Origin of the sequence: Rhizobium sp. NZLR11 (assembly GCF_019685115.1) — a bacterium.
Taxonomy (GTDB): domain Bacteria; phylum Pseudomonadota; class Alphaproteobacteria; order Rhizobiales; family Rhizobiaceae; genus Rhizobium.
Genome location: NZ_JABDWD010000004.1, coordinates 199,630 through 217,868 on the forward strand (window position 1 = coordinate 199,630; position 18,239 = coordinate 217,868).

The following is an 18,239-nucleotide window of genomic DNA, read 5'->3' on the forward strand; positions in this document are numbered from 1 at the left end:
TGCCGGCGGCGGGCGCTGTTCACATTTCGGAAAGAGTGCGGGGTGGACTTGGAAAGTGAAAAGGTCTAACGCAATTTCATGAACAGAAGAGCGATAAACCTCGTTGAAAACAGCGTGCTCGAATCGGCAAAACGCACGATAGAGACCGAAAGACGCGGTCTTGAAGCGCTTGAACAGGCCTTTGACAATGGATTGGCCGGTCCTTTCACGCGCGCCATTGAAGTGATCGGCGACATCTCGGGGCGGGTCATCGTCACCGGCGTCGGCAAAAGCGGACATATCGGCGCCAAGCTCGCGGCGACGTTCGCTTCAACGGGGACACCTGCCTTTTTCGTGCATGCGGCGGAGGCCAATCACGGCGACCTCGGCATGATCGCGCGCGACGACGTCGTGTTGGCGATTTCCAAAGGCGGCGAGAGTGCTGAGCTCAAGAGCATCATTTCCTTCACGCGGCGCTTCTCCATTCCGCTGATCGCGATCACTTGCAGCGACCGTTCCTCGCTTGCGACCGCCGCCGATATCGTCCTTCTCGTGCCGAATGAGCAGGAGGCCTGCCCGAATGGGCTGGCGCCGACGACCTCGACGCTGATGCAGCTTGCGATCGGTGATGCGCTGGCGGTGGCGCTGTTGGAGGCGCGCGGTTTTACCGCGACGGACTTCCACGTGTTCCATCCCGGCGGCAAGCTGGGGGCGAGCCTGATGCACGTCGCCGATATCATGCATACCGGCGAGCGGCTGCCGCTCGTTGCCAAGGGCACACCGATGCCGGAGGCGATCACGGTGCTGTCGCGCAAGCATTTCGGTTGCGTCGGCGTGCTTGACGAGGATGGGCGGCTCTGCGGGATCGTCACCGAAGGCGACATGGCGCGCAACCTGACCCGCAATCTCTCCGAACTTGCCGTCGACGACATCATGACGCGGACGCCGAAAACCGTGAAGTCGACGGTGCTGGCGACCGCCGCCCTGGCGTTGCTCAACCAGCATCACATCGGCGCGCTGATCGTCACCGACGACGACCGCAGGCCGGTCGGACTGGTGCATTTCCATGACCTACTGCGGATTGGCGTCGCCTGAGGCGCGCCGCGATCCAACGGGTTCACTTCCTGCGCTTTAGGTCTTTGTTTTTGCTCGATCAGACAGGTTCGACTGTGAGGTCGCGGCCGTTGCTCGAAACCACCTTCACCTGCGTTCCGACGGGCAGGTCCGGTCCCATCACCTGCCATAGCGTATCGTCGAGGCGGATGCGGCCGCGGCCCTCGCTGATCGGTTCGTGCAGCGTCGCGGTGCGGCCGACGAGGCTCGCGCCGCGCTGATTGAGGAAGGGCTCGTCGGTCGTGGAATTGCGCAGCGTCAGCCGACGGCCGGCGAACGTCGTGGCTACCGCGAGCAGCGCAAAAAGGATCGCCTGCAGCTCCCAGACCCAGAAGGCGCTGTCCCAGAAGAGCAGCGACAGCGCGCCGACGATCAAGGCGGCCAGGCCGATCCAGACCAGGAAGAAGCCGGGTACGATCATTTCCGCGGCGAGCAGCACGAGGCCTGCGACCCACCAACTCCACGGACCAAGTTCGGCGACGATCTTCGCCAGCATGGCTTATCGCTCCGGATCGGGATTGAAAGGATTGGGGGTCGACGGATTGATCGGCGGCGTCGAGCGCGCCGGCGCGGGGCGCGGACGCGACAAGGGTGGCAGCGTTGCCGGGTTGTTGCCGGCATCGCCGAAGACTTCGCGGGCAATGGCGCCGATGCCGCCGAGCGAGCTGAGGATGGACGAGGCTTCCATCGGCATCATCACGATCTTGGAATTGGATGCGGAGCCGATCGAGGTGAGCGCCTCGGTGTATTTCTGCGCAACGAAATAATTGATCGCCTGAATGTCGCCGGCGGCGATCGCTTCGGAGACCATCTTGGTCGCTTTGGCTTCAGCCTCGGCCAGGCGTTCGCGAGCTTCAGCATTGCGGAAGGCGGCCTCGCGCTGGCCTTCGGCCTGGAGAATGGCCGATTGCTTGGCGCCTTCGGCCCTGAGGATCTGCGCGTTGCGCGAGCCCTCGGCTTCCAGCACCTGGGCGCGCTTCTCGCGCTCGGCCTTCATCTGGCGAGCCATGGCATCGACGAGGTCGCGCGGCGGCTGGATGTCCTTGATCTCGACACGAGTGACCTTGATGCCCCAGGGATGCACGGCCTCGTCGACGACGCGCAGCAGCCGGTCGTTGATTGCATCGCGGTTGGAAAGCAGCTCGTCGAGATCCATCGAGCCCATGACCGAGCGGATGTTGGTCATGGTCAGATTGAGGATGGCATTTTCGAGATTGGCGACCTGATAGGCGGCCTGGGCGGCGTTCAGCACCTGATAGAAGGAGACGGCATCGGCCGAGACCGAGGCATTGTCCTTGGTAATCACCTCCTGGGTCGGCACGCTCAGCACCTGCTCCATCACGTTCAACCGGGCGCCGACACGCTCGATGAAGGGAGTGATCAGGTTAAGTCCGGGCTCCAGCGTGCGGGTATAACGCCCGAAGCGCTCGATCGTATAGCGGTAGCCCTGCGGCACGGTTTTGATCCCGGCAAAGAGCACCAGAATGACGAAAATGACCAGCACGATCACGACGATATCGAAGCCGCCGAACAGCATGAAAAATTCCTCTCATCCGCGCATGCGCGCGCGTGCACACCATAGATGTGGTGAGTTAGCATGTTCTTTGCGAGGAGGAAACGACACACGCATGCCCACCTCCCATCCAAGTGGAAAGAAGGTTTGGTCTTGCAATGCCCATTCGGGCTGTCGCCGGCTAACCGTGCAGTGCTGCCTTCTGAAAACGGTTTCTCAGACCCAGCCCTGCAATTCGCGGCGGACGACCTTTTCCAGCACCGTCATGCCGTCCTCTCCGTCGTTGAGGCAGGGGATATGCGCGAACGTCTCGCCGCCGTTCTCATGGAAGGAATGAGCAGCCTGTTCGGCGATCTCCTCCAGCGTCTCCAGACAGTCGGAGACGAAGCCGGGATTGATGACAGCGATGCGCTTGACGCCGTCCTTGGCAAGCTTCTCCACTGTCTTGTCTGTATAGGGCTGCAGCCATTCCTCCGGCCCGAATCGGGACTGGAAGGTGACCATGAAGTTTTCCTTGGTGAGCCCGAGCCGCTCGCGCAGCAGCCGGCCGGTCTTCTGGCATTGGCAGTAATAGGGATCGCCCTGCTTGAAATAGGATATCGGAATGCCGTGGAAGGAGGCGAGCAGCATTTCGGGCTTCCAGTCGAGCGTCGAAAGATGCCGTTCGACAGACTTCGCGAGCGCCTCGATATAGGTCTCGTCGTCGTGATAGGCGGGCACGGTGCGCAGCGCCGGCTGCCAACGCATCGAGAGCAGCTTCTGGAAGGCCTTGTCGTTGACCGTGGCGGTCGTTGCCGCCGCATATTGCGGATAGAGCGGGAAGAGCACGATGCGGTCGCAACCCTCTTGCTTCAGCGCCTCGATGCGCGAAGCGATCGACGGGGTGCCGTAGCGCATCGCCCAGTCGACCTTGACGTTATCAAGATCCCTCAGGCGCCCGGTCATCAACTCCGACTGGTTGCGCGTGTAGGTGCGGAGATAGCTTTCGTTCTTCTCCTTGTTCCAGATCAGCTCATAGGCTTTGCCGACTTTCTGCGGGCGGGTGTTGAGCACGATGCCGAACAGGATCGGATACCACTTCCAGGGCGACCATTCGATGACGCGGCGATCGGTCAGGAATTCCCTGAGATAGCTGCGCATCGAGGTATAATCGGTGCCGTCGGGCGTGCCGAGATTGACCAGAAGGACACCCACCTTGCCTGACTTGACGGCCGGATGGTCCGCCGGGCGGTGTGAAAGATCTGCTGTCATTTGGCCCCAACGCTCTCTTTTCTGTCTCGTCGGCTCATACGCAGCCTGGAGATCTTGGTTCACCCTATAGAAAGAAAAACCGGCCCGGGAAACCCCGGACCGGTCATGGCAATCGGGACAAATTGTCTTATTTTGCCGGAACTTCGATCTCTTTGCCGACCGTCAGGTGGCGTGGGTTCGGACTGCCGTTGGCCTCCGAAAGCTTCCGCCATAGCGTGCCGTCGCCATAGAAGGTCACGGCGAGGTCCCAGAAGGTGTCGCCCGCGGCGATCACGTGGGTGGACGGCGCCGTTGCGGCGGGTGCTGACGCCGGTGCCGGTTCCGCAGTAGGGGCGGGTGCGGCCGGCGTGGCCGGAGCTGGCGCTGCAGCAGGGGCGGGGGCAGGTTCGGTGGTTGGTGCAGGTGCTGCCGGCGTCGCCGGAGCAGCGGGTTCGGCGGCGGGCGCCTGCGCCACAACCGCGGCGATTTCGGTGACGCGGCCGTCGGTATAGGGTTTATACGGTGAGTGGGCGGCCAGATATTCGGCGGTCACGTCGGCGAGATCCGGACCGAAATCATAGGCGTTCTTGCCGTCCTTAAAGATCGAATAGCCATCGCCGCCGGCCCGCATGAAATTGTTGGTGGCGACCTTGTAGGTCTTACCAGGGTCGATCGGGGCGGAGTTGTCGCCCTCCTTCACCTGGACATCGCTGACGCGGCTGCCGACAGGTTTGGACTGGTCGAAGGAGAATTTCAGGCCGGCGACCTGCGGGAAGCGGCCGGCGCCCTGATCGATCTGGCTGACGCCGTTTTCAAGCGCCTTGACGACATCTGCGCCGGTTGCCTCGAACGTGGCCAGCGTGTTCTGGAAAGGCAGGACGGTGATGACTTCGCCCTGGGTGACCTCGCCGCCGTCGATCGAAGCACGCAGACCACCGCCATTCTGGACGGCGATGGTAACGCCTTGGTTTTTGGTGCGGTCGAGCATGGCGTCGGCCACCAGATTGCCCATCGAGCATTCCTTGACGCGGCAGACCTTGCGGTCGCCCTCGATCGGGGCCTCGGAGGAACCGATGACCTTCTTGCGCAATTCTTCGATCGGTTTGGCCAGTTCGGTGATGCGGGCAACGACGGCCGGATCGGGCGTAAAGGTTGAATCGATCAGGATCGGATCGCCCTTGGCATCCTTGACGACGCCGCTATCGTCGAAATTGACGACGAGATCGCCGAGATATTTGCTGTAAGAGGCAGCCTGAACGACCGGCACCTTGTAGCCACCGGGATTGTCGACCATCGTCGGGTAGGGGCCTTCAGCCTTTGGATCGGTATTGGAGAGCAGGCTATGGGAGTGGCCGCCGACAACGACATCGACGTCTGGGATCTTGGCGATCAAAGCGAGATCGCGGGGGTAACCGACATGGGTCAACGCGATGATCTTGTTGACGCCCTGGCCCTTCAGATCCTGAACGGCGGAGGTGATCGCCTGGACGTCATCGGCGATCGTGACATTCGGGCCGGGGGAGGAAAGTTCGGCCGTATCATTGGTGACGGCGCCGACAATACCGATCTTCTGGCCGCCGACATCGAGCACCAGCGACGGCTTGATGCGGTCGCCGAGCTTGGAGGTGGCTGTCGCCTTGACGTTCGCCGTCACGACAGGGAACTGCACCTTGTCGAGGAAGGTCGCAAGCCCGTCCTCGCTGTCGTCGAATTCATGGTTGCCGACGGTCATGGCGTCGAACTTCATCAGGTTCAGGAATTCGGCTTCGGCAGCGCCCTTATAGGTCGTGTAGAAGAGCGAGCCCTGGAAATTGTCCCCGGCATTCAGGAGGACGACGTTCTTGCCCGACAGCGCCTGACGCCGCTGGTCGATCGCGACCTTCAGGCGGGCAGCACCCCCGAAGCATTCGTTCTTGCCTTCTTCCTCGGCCGAGCAGGTGGAGTCGAACTTGTTGATCGATTCGATGCGCGAATGGAAATCGTTAATATGAAGAATATTGAGTTCGTAATCCGCAAAGGCAGCGCCCGCGCTCAGCGCCAGCATGGACGCGGTCAAAAGACCGAAGCTGAAAGACTTCGTCATCCCTGTTCTCCTGATTGGGCGAGAGATCCCCCTGATCCTCGCCGATCCCTTCATAGTCCGCCGGGGGCGGTCCCGGCCTGCGGATGTTCCATCAGAGGATGGGCGACCGCAAGAGAAAGCTGGGCTAGGCCTGACGCTTTCCAAGGGGGCAGGGCAAAAAAGCCGGTTGCTATCCCCGGCATTCGCCGGCGGCGGCATTTCGATAGAGTTCGTGCACGGCCTCCGCAATATTCGGAACCGTAGCGAGCGCGATGCTCAAACAGAGAAGGAAAATGAGGCGATTAAAGCGCCGGCCGGCTCGATAGGCAAAGAGTGCGCCGGCGCCGTAGATCAATATTGCCGGCACGGCCAACATCAGCACCTGGCCCGGTCTGTCGCAATCGGGAGCGGCGATGCCCTGGGCACGATAGACGTTGGCCGGAAAAACGACGGCAAGTGCTGCAAGCGGCAGCGCGAGCAGCAGGACGAGATAAACGGCGAGGGCGCGCATGGCGTGCTTAGCCTATCCCCTTAGCCTCGGCGGGAAAGCGTGAATTGTGCGCCGGAATCGGAGGTGCAATTGAGCTGGCTCTGATTGACAAGGGCGCAATTCACCTTGGACTGGGTCTTACGCACCAGCGAGGTCATGTTGATCTCCACCAAGGTCGGCGAAGTGTTGATATAGGTGCCCGAGGCAAGAAGCTGGTTGCTGTCGGTCGTGCGGGTGGTGAAACTACCGCCCTGGAAGGTGGAAACGATGCCGTTCGGATCGCTCCAGTTGCCTTCGACGCCGGTGGCTGACGGCGTCATTGCAACTGGCAGGCGGCGCGGCTCTGATGAAACGCAGGCGGCAAGAGCAGCCGCTGCACCGACAAGAACGAGACCAGTTCTGATTTTCATAAAGCTTCTCCCGGCGAATCGGCGCGGCGGAACACCCGCCAAGTTCGGGCAAAACATGGCGCGCGCCCGCCGTGAAGGCAAGCCTTGGCGGCGCGCCGGGCGGCATTTAGACAGCCGGCGTTACAAAAATGCCCGCCTTGCGGCGGGCATCTTCAGGGTCGCGCGAGCGATCTCAGCGAACGAGAATGTTCTTGAACTGCCACGGATCCTTGGTGTCGATATCTTCCGGGAAGAGGCCTGGGCGGCCATCGAGCGGGGTCCAGTCGGTGTAGTGTCCCTCGACCGGGCCGAGATAGGGCATCTGTACTTCGAGGCAGCGCTTGTAGTCGATCTCGTCGGCCTCGACGATGCCGGCATTCGGGTTTTCCAGCGCCCAGACCATGCCGGCGAGAACAGCGGAGGTCACCTGCAGGCCAGTGGCGTTCTGATAGGGCGCGATGCGGCGCGTTTCTTCCAGCGACAGGCGCGAGCCATACCAGTAGGCGTTCTTCTCATGGCCGTAGAGCAGGACGCCGAGTTCGTCGATGCCGTCCTCCAGTTCGTCCTCGTCGAGAACGTGGTGGACCGGCTGCGCCGTACCGCCATTGCCGAACATCTCATGCAGCGAGAGCACGGCGTCGTTGGCCGGGTGGTAGGCATAGTGGCAGGTCGGGCGGAAGGTCACTTCGCCGTCCTTGTCACGGACGGTGAAATAATCGGCGATCGAGATCGACTCGTTGTGGGTGACGAGGAAGCCGTATTGCGGGCCGGGCGTCGGGCACCAGGTGCGTACGCGGGTGTTGGCGCCCGGCTGCTCCAGGTAGATCGCCGCCTTGTTGCCCTTCTTGTGCTTCTTGGCGTTCTTCGGCATCCACTCTTCATGCGTGCCCCAGCCAAGTTCGGCCGGCTGCAGGCCTTCGGAGATGAAGCCTTCGACGGACCAGGTGTTCCAGAAGACGTTGAGCGGCTTCGGATGCTTGGTGCGCTGGGTGTCGCGCTCGGCGATGTGGACGCCCTTGACGCCGAGCTTCTTCATCAACTTTGCCCAGCCTTCGCGATCGTGCTGGTCCGGTTCCTCGAATTTGAGGCCGGTGTCGTTGGCGAGATTGACAAGCGCCTGCTTGACGAACCAGGAGACCATGCCCGGATTGGCGCCGCAGGTGGAGACGGCGGTGGCGCCACCCGGGTTCTTTGCCTTTTCCTTGCGCATGGTTTCGCGCAGCGCATAGTTGGTGCGGTCGGCATTGCTCATGCCCTTGTCGAAATAGAAGCCGAGCCAGGGTTCGACGACGGTGTCGACATAGGGCACGTCATGCTTGCGGCAGAGCTTGATAATGTCGAGCGAGGAGGTGTCGACCGAGAGGTTGACGCAGAAACCCTGGCCTTCGCCTTCGGTCAGCAGCGGCTTCAGCAGTTCCTTGTAATTTTCCTTGGTGACATATTCCTTGATGTGGCGAACGCCGTGCTTCTTCAGAATCTCCATGTCGGAGGGCTCTTCGCGCGGGTCGATGACGACCATCCGGCTCTTGTCGAATTTGAAGTGGCGCTCGATCAGGGGCAGGGTGCCGCGGCCGATGGAGCCAAAGCCGATCATCACGATCGGACCGGTGATTTCGGCATATACCGGATAGTTTTGTTCCGTCATTCTTTTCTCCTATGGAAGGGGACGAGGCGTTCAGCCCGAAGAATTCTTTTGAAATTGCCGCAGAGATGCGAAGTGACCGGCTCTAACCATAAAACGGCGTCACAATAAAGAGCGTTGAGGGGGAAAGGGCAAATATCGGGTCGGCGAGGGACGACGGGATCATCCGACCGGCCTCTCTAAAATCAGCGCTTCAGGATTTCCAGCCCTTCGGCCGTCGTCGTCACCGCAAGCTCGGTGATGTCGTATTCGGCAACACCATGGATTGTAAAGGGATCGGCGGCGACATAGGCCTCGATTGTGGCGCAGTCGCCGACTGCCAGGATCGCGCCGCCGGTGCGCGGCACCTTGCGGCCGGAGGCGAGGAACCAGCCCTTCGCATAACCCTCCTTCACCCAGGCCAAGTGCGGCTCCATATGCCGGTCGGCTTCGTCATTGGATTTGATGTAGGTGAGGGAGAGAATGAACATGGTCAGTTCCTGACGAGGTTTGCGCGGATCAGGCCGCGCAGCGAGTTGCCGATATAAAGCGCGCCGGCATCGAGATCGGCAAGCGTGAGGCGGCCGACATGTGCCTTGCGGGCGCAGATCAGCTCCGTGCGCAGCACGCCGGCGAGCAGGCCGCAGGAGATCGGCGGGGTGCGCAGCATGCCGGTTCCGTCGTCCAGGAAGATCGAGGTGATGGTGCCCTCGCAGACTTCGCCGCGTTCGTTCAAAAGAATGACTTCGTCGGCCTCGTCGAGCCTGTATTCGGCGCGTGCGCTTTCGTAGACGGCGCGGCGGGTGGTTTTGACGCGCAGCAGCCTGTCGGTGGAGTTCAGACGTGTCTCGGCAAGGCGCACGGTCCAGGTGGTGTCGGGCGCCAGCGGCACGAACGCGGCGCTTGTCACCTCGATGTGGCCTTGGGCGTCGAAAGTCAGGCGGACACGCAGCCGACCGGCAGCACCGGCAACGGCTTCGTCAAGCCTTGCCATGGCGTCGATCGGTTGCGGGAAGCCAAGGCGACGGGCGGAGCGGGAAAGCCGGGCGAGATGCAGCCGCAGGCGGATAAAACCCTCACCAGGCTGCCAGCGCAGCGTCTCGACCAGCGAAAAATCGATCATCGTGCAATCCATTGGTCGCCGACGGCGAAGCGGGCCTTGAGCAGGCATTCCTCATATTCGGCCTCGGCTGTGGAATCAAAGACGATGCCGCCGCCGACATTGAAGACGGCTCTGCCGCCGTCAAAAAGCGTGATGGTGCGGATGGCGACGGAAAAGCGCATGGCGCCGCTCGGCGAAATCATGCCGATCGCGCCGCAATAGGCGTCGCGGGGCGTGTCTTCGAGCGCATGCAGAATTTCCATCGACCGCATCTTCGGCGCGCCGGTGATCGAGCCGCAGGGAAAGAGCGCGGAGAAGACGTCGCGGATCGAAAGATCCGGACGGAGCCTTGCCTGCACATGGCTCACCATCTGGTGGACGGTCGGATAGGTCTCGATGTCGAAGAGCTTCGGGACGTCGAGCGTGCCCACCTCGGTGATGCGGGAAATATCGTTGCGTAGCAGATCGACGATCATGCGGTTTTCCGCCTGCGTCTTGATATCGCGGCGCATGGCCTCGATGATTTCGGCATCTTCGGCCGCGGTAGCGCCGCGTTTCGCAGTGCCCTTCATCGGATGGGTCTCGATCCAGCCCTCTTCATCAATGCGGAAGAACAGTTCCGGCGAGCGCGAAAGGATAACCGGACCGCCGAGATCAACCAGCGCGCCGTATTTGACCGGCTGGCGTTCGATCAGCGACCAGAAGGCAGTACGGGGATCGCCGTTCCAGCGGGCCTCGACCGGCATGGTGAGGTTCGCCTGATAGGCGTCGCCAAGCCGCAGGTGCTGGTGCAGGCGGTCGAAGCGCTCTTTATAGAGAGGGAAATCCCAGGCAGCCTTGGGGGCCGTCAGGAATTCCTCGTTTTCGAGGCGCTGTTTTGGTTGGGCAAGCGGGTGTGTGTCCGGCTGCGGGGCGTCGAAGACGCCGAAACAGAGTAGCGGCGTTTCACGGTTTTCCCCGGCGAAGGGAGCGAGTTTTTCTTCGAAGAGATATCCGGCCTCGTAGGCCATGTACCCGGCGAGCCATTTGCCCTCGGCCTTGGCCTCTTCCATTCGGGCAAGGCCGGCAAAGAATTCGCCCCGCGTCCTGGCAATAATGATCTCTGCCGGCTCGGCGAAAAGCATCACCTGTCCTGATGTGTCGTCGCGGTAGAGAATAGAGGGTTGGGTTTCGGCCATCAGCGGCGTCTTTTCTTGGAGCACGATCCCTTATCCGCCTGCCGGCGCCTCTCCCCGCCTGCGGGAAGAGGTCGGCCGTGGGGAGGCAGATCAGGCAGCTCTATCCAAAGCTTCCAATTCGTCGATCAGCCCTTCGATCATCGACAGGCCCTGGCTCCAGAACGACGGATCGGTGGCGTCGAGGCCGAAAGGCTTCAAAAGTTCCGAGTGGTGCTTGGTGCCGCCAGCCTTCAGCAGTTCGAAATACTTTTCCTGAAAGCCCTTTTCGGCTTTCTGGTAGACGGCATAGAGCGAATTCACCAGGCAATCGCCGAAGGCATAGGCATAGACATAGAAGGGCGAATGGATGAAATGAGGGATATAGGCCCAATAGGTCTCGTATCCTTCAGAAATGTTGATCGCCGGCCCGAGGCTTTCCGACTGGACGGAGAGCCAAAGTTCGCCGATGTCGTCGGCGGTAAGTTCACCTGATTTGCGGGCGGTGTGGAGCTTGCGCTCGAATTCGTAAAAGGCGATCTGGCGCACGACGGTGTTGATCATGTCCTCGACCTTCTGGGCGAGCATCGCCTTGCGCTCGCGCATGTCGCTGGTTTTTTCCAGGAGCGCGCGGAAAGTCAGCATCTCGCCGAAGACCGAGGCGGTTTCGGCAAGCGTCAGCGGCGTCTGGCACATCAGCGCCCCTTGCGCGCCGGCCAGAACCTGGTGCACGCCGTGCCCGAGTTCATGGGCAAGCGTCATCACGTCGCGCGGCTTGCCCATGTAGTTGACCAGCACATAGGGGTGGGCCGAGGGAACCGTCGGATGGGCGAAGGCGCCGGGCGCCTTGCCGGGGCGGACCGGGGCATCGATCCACTGCTCGTCGAAGAACCGCCTGGCGATCGCCTCCATCTCGGGGGCGAAATTGCCATAGGCCGAAAGTACCGTGTCCTTCGCCTCGGGCCAGGAGATGACGGCAGTGGAGGTTTCCGGAAGCGGCGCGTTGCGGTCCCAGAAATTCATCTGCTCCATGCCGAGCCATTTCGCCTTCATCTTGTAATAGCGGTGCGAAAGGCGGGGATAGGCTTCGCGGACGGCGGCGGCCAACGCATCGACGACCTCGCGCTCGACGCGGTTTGCCAAGTGGCGGCTGTCGGCAATGTCCTCGAAGCCGCGCCAGCGGTCGGCGATCTCCTTGTCCTTGGCAAGTGTATTGGTGATCAGCGTGAAGGTGCGGATATTCGCCTTGAATGTTTCGCCGAGCGCCATGGCGGCCTTGCGGCGGGCTTCGGGGTCCTTTTCCTGCAGCCTGTTCAGCGCCACTTCGAGCGGCACTTTCTCGCCATCGATATCGTAGCGAAGTTCCGCCATGGTTTCGTCGAAGAGGCGGTTGAAGGCAGCGGCCGATGTCATCGACTTTTCGAGGAAGAGCTGTTCCAGCCTGTCGTCGAGCTGGTAGGGCTTGTCCTTCCTGAGGTCGATCAGCCAGGGGCGATAGTGTCCGGCGGCGGTATCTCTAGCCATGCAGGCGTCGATCACCGCGTCGTCGATGCGGTTCAGTTCCAGCGCGAAGAACAGGAGATGGCCGGAGAATTCGGTGATCTTGGTCTGCACGTCGCCATAGAGCTTGCCGTTTGCCGGATTGGCGGTGTCGGAGAAATAGGTGAGGCCGGCAAAGGAGCCGAGGCGGCCGATGATGTCGTCCAGCGCCTCATATTCTTTCAGCGCCGCGCCGATGCCCTCAGTGCCGGCCTTGGTCGCCGCCGTGGCCAGTTTGCCCTTCCACTTTTCTTCAAAGGCGATCGCGGCCTTGCCGGCCTTTTCCATGTCGGCGACGAAGGCGGTCGAGGTGGCGGAGGGATAAAGATCCTGCAGCTTCCAGACCGGCAGTTCGCCGAGCGCCGGATCGGTCGCCCCAGCTGGCGCTGCTGCCGACAAAAGAAGGCTGGCGTGCGGGAGCTTGATTTTCATGGGGCAATTCCTCTCCACTTTCATAACAGGTCTGCTTGAATAAGCGCGAGAAGGCCCGGCATCAAGGGCCTTTCGGCGCAAGAAAGGCATCGGTTCGGCACGAAAATGACCCGTTCCAATCGTTAAAATGCAATTATTTCTCAAAACTGGATGTTCAAGCCTTCCTGTCAGAGTGCGCTCCATGGTTTCGCATGAAGTGAGGCGACAATGACCGGTTACAATGAGCTCAAGGGAGCAGGGCAAATCCTCGTGGTCGAGGACGACCCCGTGCAGCGCCGCCTGCTCAAGAATGCAATCGAGCGGCACGGCCATGTCGTGCACCAGGCGGAAAACGGTCGCATCGGCCTGGAAATGGTCAAACGCGACAGCGGCCTTTTCAGCGTCATCGTGCTCGATCTGATGATGCCGGAGATGACCGGCCTCGAGTTCCTCGACGCGCTTCACGAATTCGGCACGCAGATCCCGGTCATCGTTCAGACGGGGCAGGGCGGTATCGAAACGGTGGTGCAAGCGATGCGGGCCGGTGCCTTCGACTTCGTCGTCAAGCCGGTCTCGCCCGAGCGCATCGCCACCTCGATCTCGAACGCGATGAAGCTCGACCAGCGCGAGGTGAAGGCGCGGGCCGGCCGCCGGTCGCGCTCAGGCTCGGTCGGCTTCGACGACATCGTATCGGCAAGCCCGGCGATGATCCGCGTCATCGATCTCGCCCAGCGGGCGGCTCAGTCCAATATTCCCGTCGTGCTCGAAGGCGAATCCGGTGTCGGCAAGGAACTGGTGGCACGTGCCATCCAATCCGGCGGCGACCGCTCGAACAAGCCCTTCGTCACGGTCAATTGCGGGGCGATCCCGCATAATCTCGTCGAGAGCATTCTCTTCGGCCATGAGAAGGGTGCGTTTACCGGCGCGACCGAGCGCCATAGCGGCAAATTCATGGAAGCCGACGGCGGCACCATTTTCCTGGACGAGATCGGCGACCTGCCGCTCGATGTGCAGGTGAAGCTGTTGCGCGCCGTGCAGCAGGGCGAGATCGAGACCGTCGGTGCGCGCACCGCCCATAAGGTCAATGTCCGGCTGATCTCGGCGACCAACAAGGATCTGATCGAGGAGGTCAAGAACGGCCATTTCCGCGAGGATCTCTACTATCGCCTCAACGTCTTCCCGATCACCATTCCGGCGCTGCGCAAACGCAAGGAGGACATTCCGAATCTGGTGCGTGTCTTTGCCGAGCGCTTCTCCAGCGAGCAGAAAAATGGTCGCCGCATGACGGTGAACTCGGGCACGCTGGCGTTGCTGACCGCCTATGACTGGCCAGGCAATATCCGCCAGCTCGAAAACGCAATCTTCCGCGCGGTCGTTCTCGCCGAAGGGCCGGAGCTGACCGAGGGGGACTTCCCGCAGATCGCCGCCCAGCTTCCGGAATACGAAGTCGTGGATCACCTGGCGCTCGTTGCCGACAATACCGGCCTCGATCCCGACGACACCTATGGTGAGGATTTCAGGGCGTCGATCTCGGGAGCGGTGCATCACCGTCTGTCCGAAGCCTCCGAAAACGCGATCGCCAGCGTCAATCCCGCCGGCGACGTACGCAGGCTTGCCGATGTCGAGGAAGAGCTCATTCGATTCGCGCTCAAATTCTATCGCGGGCAGATGAGTCAAGTGGCGCGCAAACTTGGCATTGGCCGGTCCACACTTTATCGCAAGCTCAAGGATTACGGTATAGACCCCGACAATCCCCAGAAAGATGCGGCTTAAGCGCTTTTTGTTAAGACTAAGGCAACCACGATTTGTTACTGGTCATAAACCACTTGTTAGTGGCTCGTTCACTATGTAAAGAAAAGGTTGATCATGTGTGGCATTTTTGCCATCGTGTGACCGCATTTGACAGTCATCTGAGACAGTACGGGACATTGTCTGTCTGACGGGGATCGAGTTGCCGAATCTGAATGGGAATTCCAAGCGTTCGCGCTTGAGCTGGCGTTTGTTGTGCGCCGACATTTGCGGAAAGGCAATAAGGACGGCAGCGGCCGCCCTTCTTGCGCTCGCGGTTTCCTCACCGGTATTCGTTGGTACACCTTCGCAGGCCGCGGGCGACACCCGCAGCCTCAAGCTCTATTTCATCCATACCGGCGAAAAAGCCGTCATCACCTACAAGCGCAACGGCAAGTTCGACCCGAAGGGTCTGGAGCAGCTGAACCGCTTCCTGCGCGACTGGCGCAAGAATCAGCCGACGAAGATGGATCCGCGCCTGTTCGACCTGATCTGGGACGTCTATCGCCAGAGCGGTTCGAGGGACTACATCAACGTCGTCTGCGGTTTCCGTTCGCCGGGAACTAACGAGATGCTGCGCGGCCGCTCGCGCAACTCAGGCGTCGCCGAAAAGAGCCAGCATATGCTCGGCAAGGCGATGGACTTCTTCATTCCGGACGTCAAACTCGCGACATTACGTGGGATCGGCATGAAGATGCAGGTCGGCGGCGTCGGCTTCTATCCGAAATCAGGATCGCCCTTCGTGCATATGGACGTCGGCGGCGTTCGCGCCTGGCCGCGCATGAGCCGTGACGAGCTTGTCCGGCTTTTCCCGAACGGCAACACCATTCATATTCCGGCTGACGGCAAGCCGCTGCCGGGCTACCAGCAGGCGATGGTCGACTACAAGCGCCGCGTCAGCGGCACGCAGATCGAGATCGCCAGCGCCTCCGAATCGGCGCCGAAGCACAAGACGCTGTTTGCCGCGCTGTTCGGCGGCGGAGCGGATGAGCAGGAAGACGATACGGACGATTCGACCCCTGTTGCCGTCGCCAAGGCGACGCCGCCGAAGGCCGAGCCAGCCCCTGCCGAGTCGCAACAGACCGAGGTCGCCGATCTGAACGCGCCGGTGCCGCAGGTTCGCCCGGCATTCAGCAACCAGCCGGCCGGCAGCGACGTGGCGAGCGCGCTCGTCGCACCGTCTTCGGGTAATGCGGCGCAACAGGCTCTTGCAGCGGCCCTTCCGGCCGATCAGGCCCAACCGCAGCAGTTTGCCGATCTCAGCGCCTATAGTATTCCGGTCCCCTCGCTTCTCGGCCCGCGCCGTGCGCCTGGCGACGCCGAGCTTGCGTCGCTGACGGGCGCCAATGCCCTGCCGGTTCCGACGCCGGTCGAACGCCCTGCCGTTGCCGAGAACCTTCTTGCCGCGGCCGATGCCGATCCCGAAGCGGAGGCCGACGAAGCTGATCAGGACGCGTTGTCTCCCGCCGTCGCCGATGCGCTCGACCAGCAGCGAAACGAGGGTGCGGAAAGTCAGATCGCGTCGAAGGCGCCGCCAATCACAGTAGAGCAGGCGATCAACGCCGCGATGACGCAAAAGGCGCCTGCCGCAAAGCCGCCGCTCGAACTCGCCGCCTTGGCGCCGATGTCCAAATCGGCAAGCTTTGACGACGGCTTCGACGAACCGGCCGCCGAAAGCGCTGTGGCTCAAGGACTTCCTGCCAAGGGCGGCCGCCCGACGCACAAGGAAGCCGCCGCAGCCGATGCCAGCCGCGCGGCAGTGCGCACCGAGCCGAAGCTGACGGAAAAGATGATCTCGCAGTGGGCGCTGACCAATGCCCGCCTTGAAATGGCCTCCAAGCAGGTCAAGGCGCCGCGTTTCGTCAGCCAGACGATGCGTGCCCAACCGACCGCCGTCTATGCCGAGGGCTTCAATGTCAAGACCGCTTCGGTCGACCCCGCCCGCTTCAGCGGCACGGCGGTGAACTTCATGCAAGTGCGCAAGTTCAACACGAACTGAGCCGGCCGATCATGAAATATCGAAAACCGTCGGAGCGATTCCGGCGGTTTTTCTTTGTCCGCTTCCACCGAGGCGAGGTGACCGTTTAGCCAAGCGTGTTCCAGAGCATGATGCCGAAAAGTGTGAGCGGTTTTCTTATGACATCCTGTTCTAAAGCGCGTCGCATCAAGCTTGATTCATGCGACGCGCTTTAGTCCTTTGTTTTATGCATGTCGTTATCCCGGAACCGCTGCACACTTCCGGGCGACATGCATTGGGCAAAAGACAAGCCGCCGGAAGGCCCGGCGGCTTGTCGGCATCCGCGATGCGCGGCGGATCAGCCTTCCGGCGGCGACTCGATCATACCGAGCGCGAGCAGGTAGGTGTCGAGGATGGCTTCCTCCTCCATGCGCTCCTGCTCGTCCTTCTTGCGCAGCGCCACGACCTTCTTCAGGATCTTGGTATCGAAGCCGGTTCCCTTGGCTTCGCCATAGACGTCCTTGATATCGTCGGCGATGGTCTTCTTTTCTTCTTCCAGCCGTTCAATGCGCTCGATGAAAGCGCGAAGCTGATCGCGGGCGACGCCATGAGCATCAGACATCGTGTTCTCCTGATTTTTCGGGTGATCAATTTGGATGCACGTGACTGCCGCGAAGCGGCGTCACGGTCAAGCCTGTTGTCGGCAAGCCAAGCTATTTGTGTGGGTTGTTCAGTTCAAAAGCAGCCTTTTGCACAGGCGAGGCCTCGTTCTGGTGAAGATTCTTCCAGTCTTCATACGGCATGCCATAGACCATCTCGCGCGATTCGTCCCGGGTAATTGGGACACCCTCGGCCTCGGCGGCTTCGCGATACCAGTTCGACAGGCAGTTGCGGCAGAAGCCGGCCAGGTTCATCAGGTCGATGTTCTGAACGTCGCTGCGTTCGCGAAGATGTGCGAGGAGGCGGCGGAAGGCGGCGGCCTCGAATTCGGTCTGCTGTGTTCTGCTGAGCGCGGTCATCTCGATTTCCTTTCTTCAACAGGGGCCTTTCACCCAATCGGGTTTCATTCAATAAGGCCCCGTGCGCGACAGGTGGACGTCGTATTCGTGCAGGGCCGGATCGGCATTCATCGCCGCAAAGATCGGCGCCAGGCGTTCGGCCCATGCTGATATTCCGGCCTCGTCTGCGATCAGGTCCTGGCGCACCTCGAGCAGCGCGTGCGGAATGCCGGTGATCATGCAGTGCTGGTACATGGTATCGCCCTTCAGCGCGCCGTCATAGGGTTCGTTATCGCCGACGACAAGATCGGGATCGGCGCGCAACCTTTGGAGCAGCGGCCCGACGGCGCGGTGGTCGCTATCCCAAAGCACGGCGGCGTGCCAGGGGCGGGAAATGCCCTTCCAGGCCGGGGTGAAGGAGTGCAGCGACAGCACCAGCGGCGCCCTGCCGGTGGCATTCGCCACCTTGTCGATCGTTACGGCCACGGCACCGTGATAGGGGCGATGAAAGGTTTCGATGCGGGCATTCCACTCCTGCGGCGTGATCGGATGATTGCCTGTTATGACGGCGCCGTCGGAGATCTTCATGATCAAGGTCGGATCGTCTTCGCCGCGGTTCGGGTCGATCAGCAGGCGCGAAAAGCCGCCGACTACCGCGGGCACGCCGAGCCTCGCCGAAAGCTGCCGCGTCAGCCCCTCAATGCCGATGTCATAGGCGATGTGCCGGGCGAAGGCGGCGTCGGGCAGGCCGAGCCGGCCATATCGCGCCGGAAGGCGGTTCATCGCGTGATCTGCGAGGATCACCATGCCTTTGTCATGTTTGCCGGGTAGGATTTCGAAGGATTGGAAGTCGTCCATCAGGAATTCCCGTTTGTCATTGCGCAGTCGGTGGC

Annotated in this window: 17 protein-coding genes; 3 read left to right on the top strand and 14 right to left on the bottom strand. The window is 61.5% G+C overall.

Annotated elements, in window-relative coordinates:
- Positions 1–78 precede the first annotated feature (78 nt).
- Positions 79–1,074, top strand: coding sequence for an SIS domain-containing protein (locus tag HJB83_RS09550; RefSeq protein ID WP_207581758.1), 996 nt, complete (start codon positions 79–81; stop codon positions 1,072–1,074).
- A gap of 58 nt (positions 1,075–1,132) precedes the next feature.
- Here the strand turns inward: HJB83_RS09550 and HJB83_RS09555 are convergent, their stop codons facing one another.
- The 11 genes from HJB83_RS09555 to HJB83_RS09605 all read right to left on the bottom strand — a co-directional run bounded on the left by HJB83_RS09555 (position 1,133) and on the right by HJB83_RS09605 (position 12,624).
- Entirely contained in the window at positions 1,133–1,588 is a 456-nt protein-coding gene (locus tag HJB83_RS09555; protein WP_207581757.1) for an NfeD family protein, read from the bottom strand.
- A gap of 3 nt (positions 1,589–1,591) precedes the next feature.
- Positions 1,592–2,629 (bottom strand): SPFH domain-containing protein, encoded by a 1,038-nt coding sequence (locus HJB83_RS09560; RefSeq protein ID WP_207581756.1) that lies wholly within the window; start codon positions 2,627–2,629, stop codon positions 1,592–1,594.
- 192 nt (positions 2,630–2,821) lie between these two features.
- Entirely contained in the window at positions 2,822–3,856 is a 1,035-nt protein-coding gene (hemH, locus tag HJB83_RS09565) for a ferrochelatase (RefSeq protein WP_221116423.1), read from the bottom strand.
- Positions 3,857–3,983: 127 nt separating this feature from the next.
- On the bottom strand, positions 3,984–5,918 hold the full coding sequence (locus HJB83_RS09570) for a bifunctional UDP-sugar hydrolase/5'-nucleotidase (RefSeq protein ID WP_221131761.1): 1,935 nt from the start codon (positions 5,916–5,918) through the stop codon (positions 3,984–3,986).
- A gap of 169 nt (positions 5,919–6,087) precedes the next feature.
- Positions 6,088–6,408 (bottom strand): hypothetical protein, encoded by a 321-nt coding sequence (locus tag HJB83_RS09575; RefSeq protein WP_207581753.1) that lies wholly within the window; start codon positions 6,406–6,408, stop codon positions 6,088–6,090.
- 20 nt (positions 6,409–6,428) lie between these two features.
- A complete protein-coding gene (gene omp10, locus HJB83_RS09580) occupies positions 6,429–6,797 on the bottom strand; it encodes an outer membrane lipoprotein Omp10 (RefSeq protein ID WP_207581752.1) in 369 nt (122 codons plus the stop codon).
- A 172-nt stretch (positions 6,798–6,969) separates the two neighbouring features.
- Positions 6,970–8,421, bottom strand: a complete 1,452-nt coding sequence (locus HJB83_RS09585; protein ID WP_007631624.1) for a homospermidine synthase — start codon at positions 8,419–8,421, stop codon at positions 6,970–6,972.
- Positions 8,422–8,603: 182 nt separating this feature from the next.
- Positions 8,604–8,888, bottom strand: coding sequence for a YciI family protein (locus tag HJB83_RS09590; protein WP_207581751.1), 285 nt, complete (start codon positions 8,886–8,888; stop codon positions 8,604–8,606).
- A gap of 2 nt (positions 8,889–8,890) precedes the next feature.
- Positions 8,891–9,520 carry an aminotransferase class IV family protein gene (locus HJB83_RS09595; protein ID WP_207581750.1) on the bottom strand — a complete coding sequence of 210 codons (630 nt, stop codon included), beginning with the start codon at positions 9,518–9,520 and terminating at the stop codon, positions 8,891–8,893.
- Positions 9,517–10,677 (bottom strand): aminodeoxychorismate synthase component I, encoded by a 1,161-nt coding sequence (locus HJB83_RS09600; RefSeq protein WP_221131811.1) that lies wholly within the window; start codon positions 10,675–10,677, stop codon positions 9,517–9,519. The genes HJB83_RS09595 and HJB83_RS09600 overlap by 4 nt, the downstream gene beginning before the upstream one ends.
- A 90-nt stretch (positions 10,678–10,767) precedes the next feature.
- A complete protein-coding gene (locus HJB83_RS09605) occupies positions 10,768–12,624 on the bottom strand; it encodes a M3 family oligoendopeptidase (RefSeq protein ID WP_221131762.1) in 1,857 nt (618 codons plus the stop codon).
- 207 nt (positions 12,625–12,831) lie between these two features.
- Between HJB83_RS09605 and HJB83_RS09610 the strand changes: the two genes are divergently transcribed.
- Positions 12,832–14,376, top strand: a complete 1,545-nt coding sequence (locus HJB83_RS09610) for a sigma-54 dependent transcriptional regulator (RefSeq protein WP_221131763.1) — start codon at positions 12,832–12,834, stop codon at positions 14,374–14,376.
- Positions 14,377–14,554: 178 nt separating this feature from the next.
- Complete coding sequence (locus HJB83_RS09615) at positions 14,555–16,390, top strand: DUF882 domain-containing protein (RefSeq protein ID WP_221159551.1); 1,836 nt, start codon at positions 14,555–14,557, stop codon at positions 16,388–16,390.
- A 316-nt stretch (positions 16,391–16,706) separates the two neighbouring features.
- Here the strand turns inward: HJB83_RS09615 and HJB83_RS09620 are convergent, their stop codons facing one another.
- From HJB83_RS09620 to HJB83_RS09630, 3 genes are all read right to left on the bottom strand, one after another.
- Complete coding sequence (locus HJB83_RS09620) at positions 16,707–16,970, bottom strand: DUF2312 domain-containing protein (RefSeq protein WP_007631616.1); 264 nt, start codon at positions 16,968–16,970, stop codon at positions 16,707–16,709.
- Between the two features lie 91 nt (positions 16,971–17,061).
- Positions 17,062–17,367 carry a DUF1244 domain-containing protein gene (locus tag HJB83_RS09625; RefSeq protein ID WP_221131765.1) on the bottom strand — a complete coding sequence of 102 codons (306 nt, stop codon included), beginning with the start codon at positions 17,365–17,367 and terminating at the stop codon, positions 17,062–17,064.
- A 48-nt stretch (positions 17,368–17,415) separates the two neighbouring features.
- Positions 17,416–18,204 (bottom strand): N-formylglutamate amidohydrolase, encoded by a 789-nt coding sequence (locus HJB83_RS09630; RefSeq protein WP_221131766.1) that lies wholly within the window; start codon positions 18,202–18,204, stop codon positions 17,416–17,418.
- Positions 18,205–18,239 lie beyond the last annotated feature (35 nt).

Bases quoted from the DNA above. Each gene is read 5' to 3' on its own strand.
- HJB83_RS09550 (WP_207581758.1), top strand. From the start codon at position 79: ATGAACAGAAGAGCGATAAACCTCGTTGAAAACAGCGTGCTCGAATCG.
- HJB83_RS09555 (WP_207581757.1), bottom strand. From the start codon at position 1,588: ATGCTGGCGAAGATCGTCGCCGAACTTGGTCCGTGGAGTTGGTGGGTC.
- HJB83_RS09560 (WP_207581756.1), bottom strand. From the start codon at position 2,629: ATGCTGTTCGGCGGCTTCGATATCGTCGTGATCGTGCTGGTCATTTTC.
- hemH (WP_221116423.1), bottom strand. From the start codon at position 3,856: ATGACAGCAGATCTTTCACACCGCCCGGCGGACCATCCGGCCGTCAAG.
- HJB83_RS09570 (WP_221131761.1), bottom strand. From the start codon at position 5,918: ATGACGAAGTCTTTCAGCTTCGGTCTTTTGACCGCGTCCATGCTGGCG.
- HJB83_RS09575 (WP_207581753.1), bottom strand. From the start codon at position 6,408: ATGCGCGCCCTCGCCGTTTATCTCGTCCTGCTGCTCGCGCTGCCGCTT.
- omp10 (WP_207581752.1), bottom strand. From the start codon at position 6,797: ATGAAAATCAGAACTGGTCTCGTTCTTGTCGGTGCAGCGGCTGCTCTT.
- HJB83_RS09585 (WP_007631624.1), bottom strand. From the start codon at position 8,421: ATGACGGAACAAAACTATCCGGTATATGCCGAAATCACCGGTCCGATC.
- HJB83_RS09590 (WP_207581751.1), bottom strand. From the start codon at position 8,888: ATGTTCATTCTCTCCCTCACCTACATCAAATCCAATGACGAAGCCGAC.
- HJB83_RS09595 (WP_207581750.1), bottom strand. From the start codon at position 9,520: ATGATCGATTTTTCGCTGGTCGAGACGCTGCGCTGGCAGCCTGGTGAG.
- HJB83_RS09600 (WP_221131811.1), bottom strand. From the start codon at position 10,677: ATGGCCGAAACCCAACCCTCTATTCTCTACCGCGACGACACATCAGGA.
- HJB83_RS09605 (WP_221131762.1), bottom strand. From the start codon at position 12,624: ATGAAAATCAAGCTCCCGCACGCCAGCCTTCTTTTGTCGGCAGCAGCG.
- HJB83_RS09610 (WP_221131763.1), top strand. From the start codon at position 12,832: ATGACCGGTTACAATGAGCTCAAGGGAGCAGGGCAAATCCTCGTGGTC.
- HJB83_RS09620 (WP_007631616.1), bottom strand. From the start codon at position 16,970: ATGTCTGATGCTCATGGCGTCGCCCGCGATCAGCTTCGCGCTTTCATC.
- HJB83_RS09625 (WP_221131765.1), bottom strand. From the start codon at position 17,367: ATGACCGCGCTCAGCAGAACACAGCAGACCGAATTCGAGGCCGCCGCC.
- HJB83_RS09630 (WP_221131766.1), bottom strand. From the start codon at position 18,204: ATGGACGACTTCCAATCCTTCGAAATCCTACCCGGCAAACATGACAAA.